The organism is Streptomyces sp. CNT372, assembly GCF_000377145.1.
In genome coordinates, this window is the sequence record NZ_KB897787.1 from 21308 (window position 1) to 35323 (window position 14016).

General features: G+C 74.8%; 17 protein-coding genes and 1 pseudogene. 11 read left to right on the forward strand and 7 right to left on the reverse strand.

Annotated elements, in window-relative coordinates:
• Positions 1-77 precede the first annotated feature (77 nt).
• Both C593_RS0122650 and C593_RS0122655 read left to right on the forward strand, forming a co-directional pair.
• Positions 78-563: a cation:proton antiporter regulatory subunit gene (locus tag C593_RS0122650; RefSeq protein ID WP_026277979.1), complete on the forward strand. Its 486-nt coding sequence runs from the start codon at positions 78-80 to the stop codon at positions 561-563.
• A gap of 3 nt (positions 564-566) precedes the next feature.
• Entirely contained in the window at positions 567-1856 is a 1290-nt protein-coding gene (locus tag C593_RS0122655) for a cation:proton antiporter (protein ID WP_018849610.1), read from the forward strand.
• 57 nt (positions 1857-1913) lie between these two features.
• On the opposite strand, the gene C593_RS0122660 is transcribed toward C593_RS0122655, so the two are convergent.
• Positions 1914-2819: a LysR family transcriptional regulator gene (locus tag C593_RS0122660; protein WP_018849611.1), complete on the reverse strand. Its 906-nt coding sequence runs from the start codon at positions 2817-2819 to the stop codon at positions 1914-1916.
• Between the two features lie 143 nt (positions 2820-2962).
• Between C593_RS0122660 and C593_RS0122665 the strand changes: the two genes are divergently transcribed.
• Positions 2963-3667, forward strand: coding sequence for a type 1 glutamine amidotransferase domain-containing protein (locus tag C593_RS0122665; protein ID WP_018849612.1), 705 nt, complete (start codon positions 2963-2965; stop codon positions 3665-3667).
• 94 nt (positions 3668-3761) lie between these two features.
• On the opposite strand, the gene C593_RS0122670 is transcribed toward C593_RS0122665, so the two are convergent.
• Complete coding sequence (locus tag C593_RS0122670) at positions 3762-4154, reverse strand: VOC family protein (protein ID WP_018849613.1); 393 nt, start codon at positions 4152-4154, stop codon at positions 3762-3764.
• Between the two features lie 211 nt (positions 4155-4365).
• Here C593_RS0122670 and C593_RS0122675 point away from each other — a divergent pair, with 211 nt between their 5' ends.
• From C593_RS0122675 to C593_RS30255, 3 genes are all read left to right on the forward strand, one after another.
• A complete protein-coding gene (locus C593_RS0122675) occupies positions 4366-5202 on the forward strand; it encodes a VOC family protein (protein WP_018849614.1) in 837 nt (278 codons plus the stop codon).
• A 149-nt stretch (positions 5203-5351) separates the two neighbouring features.
• Positions 5352-5636: a DUF5133 domain-containing protein gene (locus C593_RS0122680; RefSeq protein WP_018849615.1), complete on the forward strand. Its 285-nt coding sequence runs from the start codon at positions 5352-5354 to the stop codon at positions 5634-5636.
• 64 nt (positions 5637-5700) lie between these two features.
• Positions 5701-6966 carry an aromatic acid exporter family protein gene (locus C593_RS30255; RefSeq protein ID WP_051093753.1) on the forward strand — a complete coding sequence of 422 codons (1266 nt, stop codon included), beginning with the start codon at positions 5701-5703 and terminating at the stop codon, positions 6964-6966.
• Between the two features lie 93 nt (positions 6967-7059).
• On the opposite strand, the gene C593_RS0122690 is transcribed toward C593_RS30255, so the two are convergent.
• A complete protein-coding gene (locus tag C593_RS0122690; RefSeq protein WP_018849617.1) occupies positions 7060-7851 on the reverse strand; it encodes a SigB/SigF/SigG family RNA polymerase sigma factor in 792 nt (263 codons plus the stop codon).
• 329 nt (positions 7852-8180) lie between these two features.
• Here C593_RS0122690 and C593_RS0122695 point away from each other — a divergent pair, with 329 nt between their 5' ends.
• Positions 8181-8579 (forward strand): STAS domain-containing protein, encoded by a 399-nt coding sequence (locus tag C593_RS0122695; RefSeq protein ID WP_018849618.1) that lies wholly within the window; start codon positions 8181-8183, stop codon positions 8577-8579.
• Positions 8580-8592: 13 nt separating this feature from the next.
• Complete coding sequence (locus tag C593_RS0122700) at positions 8593-9042, forward strand: ATP-binding protein (protein ID WP_018849619.1); 450 nt, start codon at positions 8593-8595, stop codon at positions 9040-9042.
• 110 nt (positions 9043-9152) lie between these two features.
• Here C593_RS0122700 and C593_RS0122705 read toward each other — a convergent pair whose 3' ends face one another.
• The gene (locus C593_RS0122705; protein WP_018849620.1) at positions 9153-10025 is read right to left on the reverse strand and encodes a SigB/SigF/SigG family RNA polymerase sigma factor; all 873 of its coding nucleotides are present in this window, start codon (positions 10023-10025) and stop codon (positions 9153-9155) included.
• Between the two features lie 324 nt (positions 10026-10349).
• On the opposite strand from C593_RS0122705, the gene C593_RS0122710 reads away from it, so the two are divergent.
• On the forward strand, positions 10350-10544 hold the full coding sequence (locus C593_RS0122710; protein WP_018849621.1) for a hypothetical protein: 195 nt from the start codon (positions 10350-10352) through the stop codon (positions 10542-10544).
• A 69-nt stretch (positions 10545-10613) separates the two neighbouring features.
• Positions 10614-10938: pseudogene (locus C593_RS33905) on the forward strand (plasmid stabilization protein).
• A gap of 140 nt (positions 10939-11078) precedes the next feature.
• Here C593_RS33905 and C593_RS0122715 read toward each other — a convergent pair.
• Positions 11079-11741: a hypothetical protein gene (locus C593_RS0122715; RefSeq protein ID WP_018849622.1), complete on the reverse strand. Its 663-nt coding sequence runs from the start codon at positions 11739-11741 to the stop codon at positions 11079-11081.
• A 235-nt stretch (positions 11742-11976) separates the two neighbouring features.
• On the opposite strand from C593_RS0122715, the gene C593_RS0122720 reads away from it, so the two are divergent.
• On the forward strand, positions 11977-12222 hold the full coding sequence (locus tag C593_RS0122720; RefSeq protein ID WP_018849623.1) for a DUF6158 family protein: 246 nt from the start codon (positions 11977-11979) through the stop codon (positions 12220-12222).
• A 47-nt stretch (positions 12223-12269) separates the two neighbouring features.
• On the opposite strand, the gene C593_RS0122725 is transcribed toward C593_RS0122720, so the two are convergent.
• Positions 12270-12812, reverse strand: a complete 543-nt coding sequence (locus tag C593_RS0122725) for a type 1 glutamine amidotransferase domain-containing protein (protein WP_018849624.1) — start codon at positions 12810-12812, stop codon at positions 12270-12272.
• A 190-nt stretch (positions 12813-13002) separates the two neighbouring features.
• Positions 13003-13992, reverse strand: a complete 990-nt coding sequence (meaB, locus tag C593_RS0122730) for a methylmalonyl Co-A mutase-associated GTPase MeaB (RefSeq protein WP_018849625.1) — start codon at positions 13990-13992, stop codon at positions 13003-13005.
• Positions 13993-14016 lie beyond the last annotated feature (24 nt).

Below are 14016 nucleotides of genomic sequence, written 5' to 3' on the forward strand. Positions count from 1 at the left end.
CGCCACCCGCCGGTCCACGCACCGCGGCCGGCGACGCACGACGCGAACGAACCGTGATCGAACAAGGAGGACGGGCCGTGTCCGCCCCACGGATGAGCACCACGCCCCTGCCGGGTATCGGTGTGCAGTACGACCTCACCACACGCGAGCACCGCCATCTCTCGGTGATCGCCCACCGCGACGGAACCCGGTCGGTGAACGTCTACCGGCCCGACGACCCCGACGCCTGCGCCCAGTCCCTGCGTCTGACGGGCGCCGAAGCCGCCTCGCTCATCGACGCCCTGATGCCCGACCACCACAGTTCCAGCGTCCTGCACACCAACGACCTCGGTCTGGTCGCCGAACGCGTCGAATTGTCCGCCCACTCGGTGTGGAACGGGCGGGTGATGGGCGACATGCGCCTGCGCACCGCGACCGGCGCCTCCGTCGTCGCCGTCCTGCGCCGCGCCGAGGCCGTCCCGTCGCCCGGCCCCGACTACCGCATGGCCGGCGGTGACACGTTCATCGTCGTCGGCACCCGCGAGGGCGTGGACGCGGCCGCCGAGATCCTCGGGCAGGAGTGACACGTGCACTCCGCTCTGTTCCTGATCGAGTTCGGTGCGATCATCCTGGGGCTCGGGCTCCTGGGGAGGTTCGCCGGACGCCTGCGCTTCTCGCCGATCCCGCTCTACCTGCTCGCCGGTCTCGCCTTCGGTGAGGGCGGTCTCCTCCCGCTGGGCGCGAGCGAGGAGTTCGTGGCGATCGGCGCCGAGATCGGCGTCATCCTCCTGCTGCTGATGCTCGGCCTGGAGTACACCGCCAGCGACCTGGTCTCCAACCTCAGGACCCAGTACCCGGCCGGGCTCGTCGACTTCAGCCTCAACGCCCTGCCCGGCGCGGCGGCGGCCCTGCTGATGGGCTGGGGCCCGGTCGCCGCCGTCATCCTCGCCGGTGTGACCTGGATCTCCTCCTCGGGTGTGATCGCCAAGGTGCTCGGCGACCTCGGCCGCCTCGGCAACCGGGAGACCCCCGTCATCCTCAGCATCCTCGTCCTCGAGGACCTGGCGATGGCCGTCTACCTGCCCATCATCACCGCCCTGCTGGCCGGCGCGGGCCTGGCCGCGGGCAGCGTCACCCTGGCCATCGCCCTCGCCGTCGCGGGAGCCGTCCTCTTCGTCGCCGTCCGCTACGGACGCCTCATCTCGCGCTTCGTCAGCAGCGACGACCCCGAGAAGCTGCTCCTGGTCGTCCTCGGCCTGACCCTGCTGGTCGCGGGCATCGCCCAGCAGCTCCAGGTCTCGGCGGCCGTCGGAGCCTTCCTCGTCGGCATCGCCCTCTCCGGGGAGGTCGCCGAGGGCGCCCACACCCTGCTCAGCCCGCTGCGGGACCTGTTCGCCGCCGTGTTCTTCGTCTTCTTCGGCCTGCACACGGACCCGGCGAGCATCCCGCCGGTGCTGCTTCCCGCCCTCGCGCTGGCCGTGGTCACCGCCCTGACGAAGATCGCCACCGGGTACTGGGCCGCCAAACGGGCCGGTGTCGGACCGAAAGGCCGCTGGCGGGCCGGTGGCGCGCTGGTCGCCCGCGGCGAGTTCTCCATCGTGATCGCGGGTCTGGCCGTCTCCGCCGGCATCGAACCCTCGCTGGGCCCGCTGGCGACCGCGTACGTCCTGATCCTGGTCGTGGTCGGCCCGCTCACGGCCCGCTTCACCGAGCCGGCCGGCCTCTGGTTCACGGGCCGCCGCGCCGCCTCCGCCGCGCCGCCCGCGCCCGCCGTTGAACCCGCAGTGGAGCCCGCGGTGGAGCCCGCCGTTGAACCCGTCGTGGAACCCGCGGCGGAAACGGACCGCGCCGCCGCCAGGGTCGAGGCGCGCGACTGACGCTCCTGGCGAACCCCGGAGGCGGCCCACCGGGAGCGCCCCGCCCCCACGAAGGCCCTACAGCGCTCCCCATGACCGGGCCCGCACCCGCAGATGATCGTGGACCAGGGCGAGGGGCGGGTGCACCAGGGCGCCCGTGCGCACCGCCAGGTAGAGCGTGTTCAGGGGCGGGGCGGCCGGCTCGTGGAGGAGTTCCACCGAGCCCGCGCCGAGGGCGGGCTCGGCCAGATAGCGGGGCAGGGCGCTCACTCCCGCGCCCGCGACCACCGCGGCGAGGACGCCCCGCAGGTCGGGGACGGTGACGGCGACACCGTTCGGCGGGCGGGCGCCGAACTCGCTCAGCCAGTAGCGGCGCACGATCGGCAGGTCGTCCGCGTAGGCGACCAGCGGCAGATGCGCCAGGGCGTCCACCGGATCGCCGGCCAGCCGCCCCCGGTCCACGGTCCGGGCCAGCGCGGGCGGCCCCACCAGGACGAACTCCTCGTCCGTCAGTGGTGTCGCCGCGACGTCCTGCCCCATCGGGCGCACCGCCGAGACCACCAGGTCCACATCGCCCGCCGATAGCCGGGCCAGCAGGTCACCGGCGAGCCCGAGGGTGACGCGCAGCCGCAGACCGCGCGCGGACAGCGGCGCGAGAGCGGGCAGTACCCGGACCGTCATCAGCTCGGCCGGCCCGCCCAGCCGCACCGTCCCCACCTGCGCGATATCACCGCCGGCGGGGTCCAGGGCCGCTCGCAGCTCGTCCAGACGGGTCCCGATCCGGGCGGCGAGGTCGGCGGCGCGGGCCGTGGGCACCGCACCCCGGCGGGAGCGCAGGAACAGCGTCTCCCCGAGCTCCTCCTCCAGCCTGGCGAGCTGCCCGCTGACCGCCGGCTGGCTCAGCCCGAGCCGCTCCGCCGCGGCGGAGAGGGAACCCGCCCGGTAGATCTCCAGGAAGGTCGCCAGCAGATCGAGCCCCGGCACGCAACACCCGTTCCATAAGAAGACCGATGACCTCCATGATGCCGGAGAGGGCAGACGGGTGAAAGCTGGGTCCGGGCCCCGGAGCCGTACACCTGCGGCGGCCGGGCCGGCCGCTGTCTCTCTGCCGTTAGGACGTTTCCGTCATGTCGAAGATCCTCATGGTCGTCTCGGGCGCCGACTCCCTGGAGCTCGCCGACGGCTCCGCCCACCCCACGGGCTACTGGGCCGAGGAGGTGGCCGTCTCCCACGAGGCGCTGACCGGCGCCGGGCACCAGGTGGTGATCGCCACGCCGGGCGGAGTGAGGCCGACCGCGGACCCGATCAGCCTCGACGCCCGCGGGGGCGTCGAGGAGGCCGACGCCCGCCGGTTCGCCGCCTACCTGGAGTCGATCGACGGCGAACTGGCCGCCCCCCTGGACCTGGCCACCGCCGACGCGGACGACTACGACGCCGTCTACGTGCCCGGCGGGCACGGCCCCGTCGCCGACCTGGCCCGGGACGCCTGTCTCGGCCGGCTCCTCACCGGGGCCGACCGCCGGGGCGCGGTCGTGGCCACCCTGTGCCACGGCGCCGCCGCGCTGCTGAGCGCCGTCTCGGACGACGGCGCCTTCGCCTTCGCCGGCCGGGAGGTCACCGCCTTCAGCGACGAGGAGGAGGAGCAGGGCGGCCTCGGCGACCGCTCGCCGTACCTGCTGGAGTCACGGCTGCGGGAGCTGGGCGCCCAGGTGGTCACCGGGCCGGCCTGGTCCAGCACCGTCGTCGAGGACGGCAACCTGATCACCGGGCAGAACCCCCAGTCCAGCGCGGACACCGCACGGCGGGTGGTGGGCGCCCTCGCCCGGAACTGACCAACCCGGGGCGTGCGGGCGCCGGGCCCGCCGGACTCGCCGGGGCGTGCAGGTGCCGGACTCGCCGGGGCGCGCGGGTGCCGTACTCGCGCCGTCAGCGCAGAGCCGGCGCCTGCACCTGGAGGGTGAAGGAGTGGCCCGCCGGGTCCGCGTAGACCCGGCTGTCCGCCGCGCGCGGGTCGCCGCCGCTGTCCACCGGCATGGCTCCGAGGCTCACCGCCTCCCGTTCCGCCTCGTCGAGGTCCCCCTCGGCGACGACGAGGTACAGATGGGACTGCTGGGAGTCCTGGGGGCGCGGCCAGCTCGGCGGGGCGTACCCGTGGTCCCGGCGCACGGCCAGGCGCACCCCGCCGCCGGCGTGCACCTCCACCATGTCCGGGTCCGCCCCGGGGCGGATCTCCCCGTCCAGCAACGCCGCGTAGAACTCGGCGAGTTGGCGGGAATCGGCGGCGTCCAGCACCAGGAGGGGGGTCTTCGCTGCGGTCATACCGCGCGTCTACCCCCGCCGGCCCCGGGCACACCGCGCCGCGGTCCGCGCGGCGACACGCACGATGCGTTCCGTCACCTACGGTGACCACCGGCTAGCCTGTTCGCGCCGCCCGGAGGAGGATGGTCCGGACAGCGGCCCTGGCAGGCGCCGGGCGGCGCGCACCGCGCACCGCCCGGCGGCCCGGAACCCCCGACAGCCGGACGTGGTGATGAACGACAAGACGACCCGGCCCCCGGCCGACGGCAGTGAGGCCATGTACGGCGCGCCCTGCTGGGTGAGCCTGATGGCCCGCGACCTCGCCGCCGCCCAGGACTTCTACGGCGTTGTACTCGGCTGGGAGTTCCGCAAGGGACGCCTCGGGGAGGAGTTCAGCGTGGCCCTCGCCGACGGCGTGCCCGTGGCCGGTATCGGTGCCCTCGCCCCCCGGCTGACCGTGGCCGTCGCCTGGACACCCTACTTCGCCGTCCCCGACGCGGACGTCACCGCCGGCCGTATCCGGGAGCGCAGCGGCACCGTGGCGGTCGGCCCGCTGTCCCTGTCCACCGGGCGCGGCCTGCTCGCCGCCGACCGGGACGGGGCCGTGTTCGGCGTCTGGGAGGGCGAACTGGTCAGCGACTGGCCCGCCTGGCGCGACAAGGCCCCCGCCTGGATCCGCCTGCTGTCCCGGGACGCCTTCGAGTCGGCCATCTTCTACGGCGAGGTCCTCGACTGGGCCGCCGACCGCGCCGGCTGCTGCGATGTGAGCTACTCCGAGGGCGCCGTCCTGCTCCACCACGGCGGCCGGGTCCTGGCCCAGCTGACCTCCGGCGCCGACGGCACCTCCGCGAACCCGCTGCTGCACCCGCGCTGGCACGTCCACTTCGCGGTGAAGGACGTCGAGGAGACCGCGCACACGGCCCGCCGGCACGGCGCCACCCTCCTCGGCGAGCGCTCCACCGCGCGCGGCCGGGAGGCGAGCCTGCGCGACCCCGACGGTGCGATCTTCACCGTCTCCTCCTTCGGCGACGCCGTGCCCGGCCCGGACCCCCAGCTGGTGGGCCCCTGAACGGAGTTCGCGCCGCACCGCCGTCCGCCGCCAGGTGACGGACGGTGACCGTTTGCGTGGCGGCGGACGCCGTCACGGATCACAATGAGGCACCGGACGGACATCGTTCCGCCGTGTGCCGGGGGTTCGCAGAAACCGGGAGACACACGATGCTGATGCCCGACACGAGCGTCGTCGCCAGGCTCATCGCCCGCTACCGGGCCCAGGAGAACCGCCTCGTCGACGCCCCGCACGACCAACGCGCCCGGCGGAGGTTCGAGGACACCGCCTACACGCTGTGCGTGCTCATGTGCGAGCGCACCGCCCGCGAGGCGGTCCTCGCCGCCGAGTCCTATGTGCGCCGCTCCGTGCGGTCCGCCGGCCGGCCGCTCACGAGCGCGCCCCTGGCGGGCGCGCAGCCCCTCGCCGAACGGGCGGCCTCCGGCGGCTGCTGACGGCCGGGAACCCGCCCGGGGCGCACATGAGCGCGCCCCGGGCGGGCACACGCGCGTGGGACCGATGAGGAGGCGGAAGGTGTCCGACGGCAAGACGGCGCCCCCCGGGGCCCTCGCCCGGCTCCTCGCCCGGCGCAGGGACCCCGTCGTCACACAGACCCTGCGGTCGACGGCGGCGGCCACCATCGCCTATGTGGTGGCCCTCCGGCTGAGCCGCGAACCCGTGCCCCTCACCGCGCCGCTGACCGCCCTCCTGGTCGTCCAGGTCACCCTGTACTCGACGCTCACCACCGGCATCCGCCGCGTCAACGCGGTCGTCGTCGGGGTGGTCATCGCCATCGGCTTCAGCGTGCTGGTCGGGCTGAGCTGGTGGAGCCTCGGCCTGATCATCCTGTCCGCGCTGGTCGTCGGACGCTTCGCCCGGGTCGACGAGTTCGTCCCCGAGGTCGCGATCAGCGCGATGCTCGTCCTCGGCGTCACGCAGGTCGCGGACACCGCCTGGGACCGCGTCCTGGAGACCCTGATCGGCGCCGCCGTGGGCCTGGGGTTCAACGTGCTCTTCGTGCCCCCGGTCTGGGTGGGCTCCGCCGGGGAGTCCATCGAGGACCTGGCCCGCCGGATGCGCCGGCTGCTGCTGGCCATCGGCGAGGAGCTCACCCGTCCCACCCCCGTGGAACGGGCCGCCGAGAAGCTGCACGAGGCCCGCCGGGTGGACAACGACGTCGCCGAGGTCGACGCCGCCCTGCGCCAGGCCGAGGACAGCCTGCGGATGAACCCGCGGGTCAAGGAGGGCCTGCTGCACCGGATCGTGCTCCGCACCGGTCTGGACACCCTGGAGATCTGCGCCGTGGTCCTGCGGGTGATCGCCCGGACCGTCACCGACCTCGCCAAGCAGCGCAAGGGCGAGGACCTCTTCCCGCCCGACGTCGGCCTCGCCCTCCAGGAACTCTTGGGTCATGTGGCCGACACCCTGGTCAGCTTCGCCGTGCTGGTCACCGACAACGACAGCGAGAGCGCCGGCGCCGCCGAGGAGCGCCTGACCGGCGAACTCGCCGCCGCGCGCGCCAGCCGCGAACGGGCGGCCGGCCTCCTTCTCGACAGCGTGCGCGAGTCGCCCCGGCAGTGGCAGCTCCAGGGCGCCCTGCTGACCGAGATCGACCGCATCCTCGACGAACTCGACCTGGACCACCGCTCCCGCCGGCTCATGGAGGAACTCGACCGGCACACCCGCGAGGAACGCGCCCGCCGCCCCAGGCTCTCCGCCCTGCGCGAGAGGGCCGGCCTCGCCCCGCTGCGGGAACGGCCCCGCGGCGCCGGTGCCGACCAGTAGCCGGAACCCGTCCGCATCCACCCGCGCGGGCCGGGTCGGGGGGCTGGGGACGGAGGGCGGCGGGCCCGGCCGGGGACGGGGCCCGGGGCGGCCTCAGACGGTCGCGTCCCGCATGACCTCGCTGCGCAGCCGGTCGCAGCACCTGCTGATCAGCCGGGAGACGTGCATCTGCGAGATGCCCAGGGTCTGCGCGATGCTGCTCTGCGTCATGTCGCGGAAGAAGCGCATGTACAGGATGGTCTGCTCGCGTTCGGGCAGCCTGCGCAGACCCGGCTTGACCGACTCCCGGTCGACCAGGATGTCGATGGCCCGGTCCGGCGAGCCGAGGGTGTCGCCGAGCGAGTAGCCGTCGTCGGCTCCCGGCGCCACGGCGTCCAGGGACAGCGCGGTGAAGCTGTCGAGCGCGTCCAGGCCCACCAGGGTGTCCTCCTCGCTCAGCCCGGCGGCCGCGGCCACCTCGCCCACCGTGGGGGAGCGTCCGGAGGTGGTGGCCACCAGGTCCCGGCGGGCGACCCGGACCCGGTTGCGCAGATCCTGCACCCGTCGCGGTACGTGCAGCGCCCACATGTGGTCGCGGAAGTGGCGCTTGACCTCGCCGACGACGGTCGGGACCGCGAAGCTCTCGAACGCGCCGCGTGCGGGGTCGTAGCGGTCCACGGCCTTGACCAGGCCGAGGGCCGCGACCTGGCGCAGGTCCTCCAGGGACTCGCCCCGGTCACGGAACCGCCCGGCGATCCGGTCCGCCATCGGCAGCCAGGCGGCCACGACCTCCTGGCGGAGCCGCTGCCGCTCCGGTCCGTCCTCGAGTTCCGCCAGTCTCCGGAAGGCCGCCTCGGTGTCGGGGGCGTCGGAGTGCGAGTGCTTGACGTGCGGGTGCTGGCGCATGATGAGGGACTTCCTGCAGGGTGCGATGCCGTGTCCGGGGCCGGCCGGCTGCCGTTCGCCGCCGGGTGGGGTGCCCGGCGCGACGGCCGGCCGGATGTCCTTTGTGGAAGCTCACCTCGCGGCTGCCCGGGAGGTTGCGGGGGAAACGTGTACGGGAGAAATCTCTCGTAACGGCCTATATCCGGGTGAAGTGGGCGCCTGGAACGGCGGTCAGGTGTACGGCACGGCCCGCGGGGTACCCGCTGGGACCGTGCTCCTACGCGCTCGCCCGCCGAACCAGGCCGGGCCGGGCCGGGGGGCGTGCCCGACGCGGAGGAAGGTGGCAGCCGATGGACCGGGCAGGGGCCGGGAGCGCTCAGGAACCGGACCGGCGGCACGACGGCCGCCTGCGGGTCCGCAACCGGCGGCACGGCGACGTCGAGGTGCTCGCCCTCGCCGGGGAACTCGACCACGACACGGCCGGCCCGCTGCGGCGGGAGCTGAGCCGGGCGGTGGGCGCGCGGCCCGCCCGTGTGGTCGTCGACTGCGCCTCGCTCGGCTTCTGCGACTCCACCGGACTGAACGTGCTGCTGCACGCCCGGCTGGAGGCCCGGGAGGCGGGCATCCGGATCGAGATCTCCGGGCTGCGCCCACCGGTCGCCCGCATGTTCGGCATCACGGGGGCCGACTCCGTCTTCCGCCTGTACGCCGGTCTTGACGAGGCCCTGGCGGACGAGCCCACGGCGTGACGGCGGCCGGCGCATGACCACCACCCCGCCTCCCGCACCCGGCCGCACCCAGACCCGCCGGCTGGTCCTCTTCGGCACCCGCGGGGTGGTGAGCCGCTGCCGTGACTTCACCCATGAGGCGCTGGACGACTGGGGCTGGCCCCGCGACGGCGCCGCGCCGCTGGGCGGCGAGGGCGCGGAGGTCTCCGAGGACGTCCTGCTGCTGGTCTCCGAGATCGTCACCAACGCCTGTCTGCACGCCGGTGGCCCCGTGGAGCTGGTGCTCCGCCGGGACGGGGCGCGGCTGAGGATCGAGGTCGCCGACGCCAGCACCGAGCTGCCCCGGCGCCGGCGGCGGGCCAGCCCCTCCGTGCCGGGCGGGCACGGGCTGATCGTCATGGAACGCCTGGCCCGCCGCTGGGGCGCGGAGCGCCGGGGCGACGGCAAGGTGGTGTGGGCGGAGGTCGTCCTGCCCCCGCAGTGACGGCGGGCCCCGAGGTGACGGCGCTCCGGCCCCCGGCGGTGCGGCCCCGCGCCTCGGGCCCCGTGGTCGGGGCAGCCTCGTGACGCAGGGTGAGTCGGAGGCCGGGTGGCTCAGGTGTCGTCGTCCGCCGTGAGGCCCTCGCGCAGTTCGGCGAGGATACGGGTCAGCAGCCGGGAGACGTGCATCTGGGAGACGCCGAGCCGCTCGCCGATCTCCGACTGGGTGAGTTCGCCGCAGAACCGCAGAGAGAGGACCAGCCTGTCCCGCTCGCCCAGCCCGGCGATCAGCGGCCGGAGCGACTCCACCGCCTCGACCATGGAGAACGCGGGATCCTCCGCCCCGAGCCGCCGCGCGAGACCCGCGGCGCCGCCCTCCTCGTCGCTGCCCGCGTCCAGGGACTGAGCCGCGTAGCCGTTCGAGGCGCGCTCGCCCTCGACCACCTCGGCCTCGCTGACGTGCAGCCGCTCGGCCAGTTCCGCGTTGCTCGGCCGGTGGCCCAGCTCCTGTTCCAGGACCTCCATCGACTTGGCGAGGCCGATGCGCAGCTCCTGCAGCCGGCGCGGCACCCGCACCGACCAGCTCGCGTCCCGGAAGTACCGCTTGATCTCCCCGACGACGGTCGGCAGGGCGAAGGAGGTGAACTCCGCGCCCCGGTCCACGTCGAAGCGGTTGATCGCCTTGATCAGCCCGACCGTGCCGACCTGGAGGATGTCCTCCATCGGCTCGGCGCGCCCGGCGAAGCGCCGCGCGGCGAAGCGGACCAGGTTCAGGTTCAGCTCGACCAGGGTGTTCCGGACGTACGCGTACTCCGGGGAACCCTCCTCCAGGGCCGCGAGGCGTCGGAAGAGGCTCGCCGACAGCGCCCGGGCGTCCTCGGGGCCGACGGTGGAGAGGTCCACGGGGCAGGGGACGGCCATGGACTCCGGAGCCGGGGCGGCGACCGGGCCTGCGGGCTCGGGGCGGGTGCGCTCGGTGGTGACCATGGGGCCTCTTTCGACGACGGGCGCGGCAGGCGGCGGCCCCGGGGCGGGGCGTGGCTCACCGCAGCGTGTGCCTCCATGAGGGCCTTCCCTGCGTGCCAGGATTGATGCGCTTATGCGGGTAAAAGGTCAGTTTGCGAAGTTCGTGGAGGGGGCACGGGGCCAGTGCGGGGCCGGATGCCGCGTGCCCACGTGTGGGCGCCGGGGACCGGGGAACCCGCGCCGGACAACCGTCCCGTCGGACCCGCCCGCGGACGGGTCCGACGGGACGGCACGGCACCCGACCCCCGACCCGGCGGCAGACCGGGCCGCGGAGAGGAAGGCACCATGATGGGCTGGGTCAAGGCCAAGCTGAAGCAGCTGCGGGGCCGTATGGAGGAGTCCGACGGCATCGTGCTGGAGAACGAGCAGATGAAGCAGGAAGGCCGGCGCCTCGCCCAGCAGGGCCGGGAGGAGGAGGCGGCGGCGAAGGCGAATGGCGAAGCCACCCGCACCCGCCGCCACGGCCGCCACGCCAAGTAGCGGTCCGACCCCGGTACCGGCCCGCCGCACTCGCACCCGGCCCCGGTACCGGTCGGCAGCGGACACGGCATGCCCCGTGGTTCGAGTCCCAAGCGAGAGCGCCAGTACGAGCACATCAAGGAGAGCGCCGAACAGCGCGGCGAGAGCGAGAGGCGCGCCGAGGAGATCGCGGCGCGCACCGTCAACAAGGAACGGGCCCGCGCGGGGGAGTCCCGGACGGCGAGCAAGACGTCCGCCCAGGACATGTCCTCGTCCCGGGGCGGGGGGCCGGCGTTCGCACAGCGGGGCCGAGGGCCCGGCCTACGACCAGCTGTACGCGGAGGCCCAGCGCCGCAACATCCACGGCCGGTCCTCGATGAACAAGGCGGAACTCAAGCGGGAACTCGGCACATAGCCCCCGGTCCGCGGGCCCGGACCGTCGCGGGACTCACCCCGGGGGACCGCCGGGTGAGTCGTGGGAGGTCCCGCGGGACCGCCGGGAGGGGTGACCGGGCGCCCGGGGGTCCGGTCACTCCTCCCGGCACGCGATCCCCCTCACGCCGCCCGCTTCCCCCGCTCCCGCGGCGCGAGGGCCGTGCGGACCAGGGCGGCCGCCAGCCGGGCCGGCTCGGTGCCGCGCGGGGCGGCCGCCAGCAGTCGGTCGGCGTCGCCGGGCAGACCCGCCCGGCGGGCCCCGTCCAGGGCCTTCCCGTCCAGCAGCGGGCCGGCCTCCGGCCACACCGCCTGGACCTCGCGCAGAAAGATCTCCACACCCGTCGGACCCAGCCCGGGGATCTCCCGGAGCAGCTCCCGCAGCGCGTCCGCGTCCCCGTCGGCCCGCTCGCGCAGCCGGCGCAGATCGCCGCCGTAGGCGTCCAGGAGGAGGTCCGCCGCCTCGCCGAGGCGGGTTGCGGTGCTCTCGTCGTAGCGCCGGTAGCCGCCCCGGCCGAGCGCGTCCACCCGCTCCTGCCAGCTCGCCTCCGTCATCGCCCGGCAACTGCGCATCCCCGCCCCGCTCAGCTCGCGCGCCGAGTCGACGGCCGCCTCGGCGCGGATCGGGGCGCTGAGCAAGTCGGCCAGGACCAGCAGCCGGTACAGGGGCTGCGGCTTGTCGCGGAGGGTGATCCCGGCCTCCTCCGCGTAGGTGCGCCCCCGCTCGGAGAGCAGCCGGCGCAGCTCCTCCCGCTCCTCGGCGCGGGTGCCGGCCCGCCCGGTCACGGGGCGCCTCCCCGGGCGGGGCGGCGGCGCCCGGACTGCGCCCGGGGCCGATGGCCGCGACGCTCGTAACAGGAACGCATCACGTCCTCCGGAGGGTCGGGGTACGGGCCGCCCGGGTACCCGTGCGGCGAGGGGACACACCCGCCCGCTCCGGGGCCGTGGCTCCGGACCGGACCGGGGAACCGAACCGGGGGACAGGACAGGAACAGGACAGGACCGAGAAGGGACCGGCGCCGTGAACGAGAGCGAGCAGGCACACCGGGGAGTCGACCCCGCCAGGCTGGGCGAGCACGATCTGCTGCGCGAACTGGAGACCATCCACCGCAGCCGGCACGACACACTGCTGTACGGCTCCGCGGCGGCCCTGGCCGCGCACGACGTGCGGATGGCCGAGCTGGAGGCGGAGTACCTGCGACGGCACCCCGACCGGCCCCCGGCTGCCGGCCGCACCCGCGACGGAGCCCGCGGCCGGACCCCCTGACCGGACGCGGGCTCCGTCGCGGGCCCTTTTCGCGGGCCGCGGGGGCGTCAGCCGCCCGCCTTCGCGAACTCGGCGGTGAACGCCTTGGCGAAGGCCCTCAGGTCGTCCGGCTTGCGGCTGGTGATCAGGGTGTTCGGGCCGGCGGTGCACACCACGGCCTCCTCGTCCACCCAGGTGCCGCCCGCGTTGGTGATGTCGGTGCGCACACTCGGCCAGGAGGTCAGGGTCCGCCCACGCACCGCGCCCGCCTCCACCAGGGCCCACGGGGCGTGACAGATCGCCGCGACCGGCTTGCCCGTGTCGAAGAACGCCTTCACGAAGGCGACGGCGTCCTCGTCCATCCGCAGGGCGTCCGGGTTGGCCACCCCGCCGGGCAGGACCAGGGCGGCGTAGTCGTCGGGGGAGGCGTCCGCGACCACCTGGTCGACCGGGAAGGTGCCGGCCTTGTCGAGGTGGTCGAAGGCCTGGACGGTGCCCGGTCGCGTGGAGATCAGCCGCGGCTCGTCGCCTGCGTCCTTCACCGCCTGCCAGGGCTCGGTGAGTTCCACCTGCTCCACGCCTTCGTGGGCCGTCAGGAATGCGATCAGCATGGTCCGCTCCTCGGAGTCTCGGGGCCGTCCGGCCGGCGGTGCGCCGGCCCGGAACGGAACGGGTACCCGGACCGCTGCCCGTGACACCGTGCGCCGGGGAACGCCGGCCGTCCGGCCCCGCACAGGAGCGTGTCCCGGCACAGGGGCATGTCCCGGCACAGGAGCGTGTCCGGGCCCGCCGGGTGCGGGCTCAGCCCTGGCGGGTGAACGCGTCGAGGATCCGCTCGGCCGCCAGGGTCGGCGTCAGCCGCCCGGCCCGGACCTCGGCCTCCGCCTCCGCCGCCACCTCCCGGACCCCCGGGTGGCGGTGCAGGCGGTCCAGCAGCGAGTCCCGGACCATCGCCCGGGTCCAGCCGATCTGCTGGTCCCGGCGCTTCTCGGCCAGCCGGCCCGTGGAGTCCAGCAGATGCCGGTGCTGCTCCAGCCGCTCCCAGACCGTGTCGAGGCCCGTGCCCTCCCGGGCACTGCACGAGAGCACCGGGGGCGTCCAGGCCGCGTCCGCCGGCGTCATCATCCGCAGCGCGCCCGCCAGTTCACGGGCCGCCGCCCGGGCGTCCCGCTCGTGCGGGCCGTCCGCCTTGTTGACCGCGATGACGTCCGCCAGCTCCAGGACGCCCTTCTTGATGCCCTGCAGCTGGTCCCCTGTGCGGGCCAGGCTCAGCAGCAGGAAGGAGTCGACCATGCCGGCGACCGCGGTCTCCGACTGGCCCACGCCCACCGTCTCGACGAGGACCACGTCGTACCCGGCCGCCTCCATCACGATCATCGTCTCGCGGGTCGCCTTGGCCACCCCGCCGAGGGTGCCCGCGCTGGGGGAGGGGCGGACGAAGGCCGCCGGGTCCACCGACAGGCGGTCCATCCGGGTCTTGTCGCCCAGGATGGACCCGCCGGTCCGGGTGGAGGACGGGTCCACCGCGAGGACGGCCACCCGGTGCCCCAGGCCGGTCAGCATCGTCCCGAGCGCGTCGATGAAGGTGGACTTGCCCACCCCGGGCACCCCGCTGATGCCCACCCGGCGGGCCGAACCGGTGAACGGCAGCAGCTCGGTGAGGAGCTGCTGCGCGAGCACCCGGTGGTCCGGCCGGGTGGACTCGACGAGCGTGACGGACCGGGCGACGTACGCCCGCGAACCGTCCCGCACGCCCTTGACGTACGCGTCGATGTCGATCTTCGGCGGCATGTCTCCCCAGTGTCCGGCGGGCCG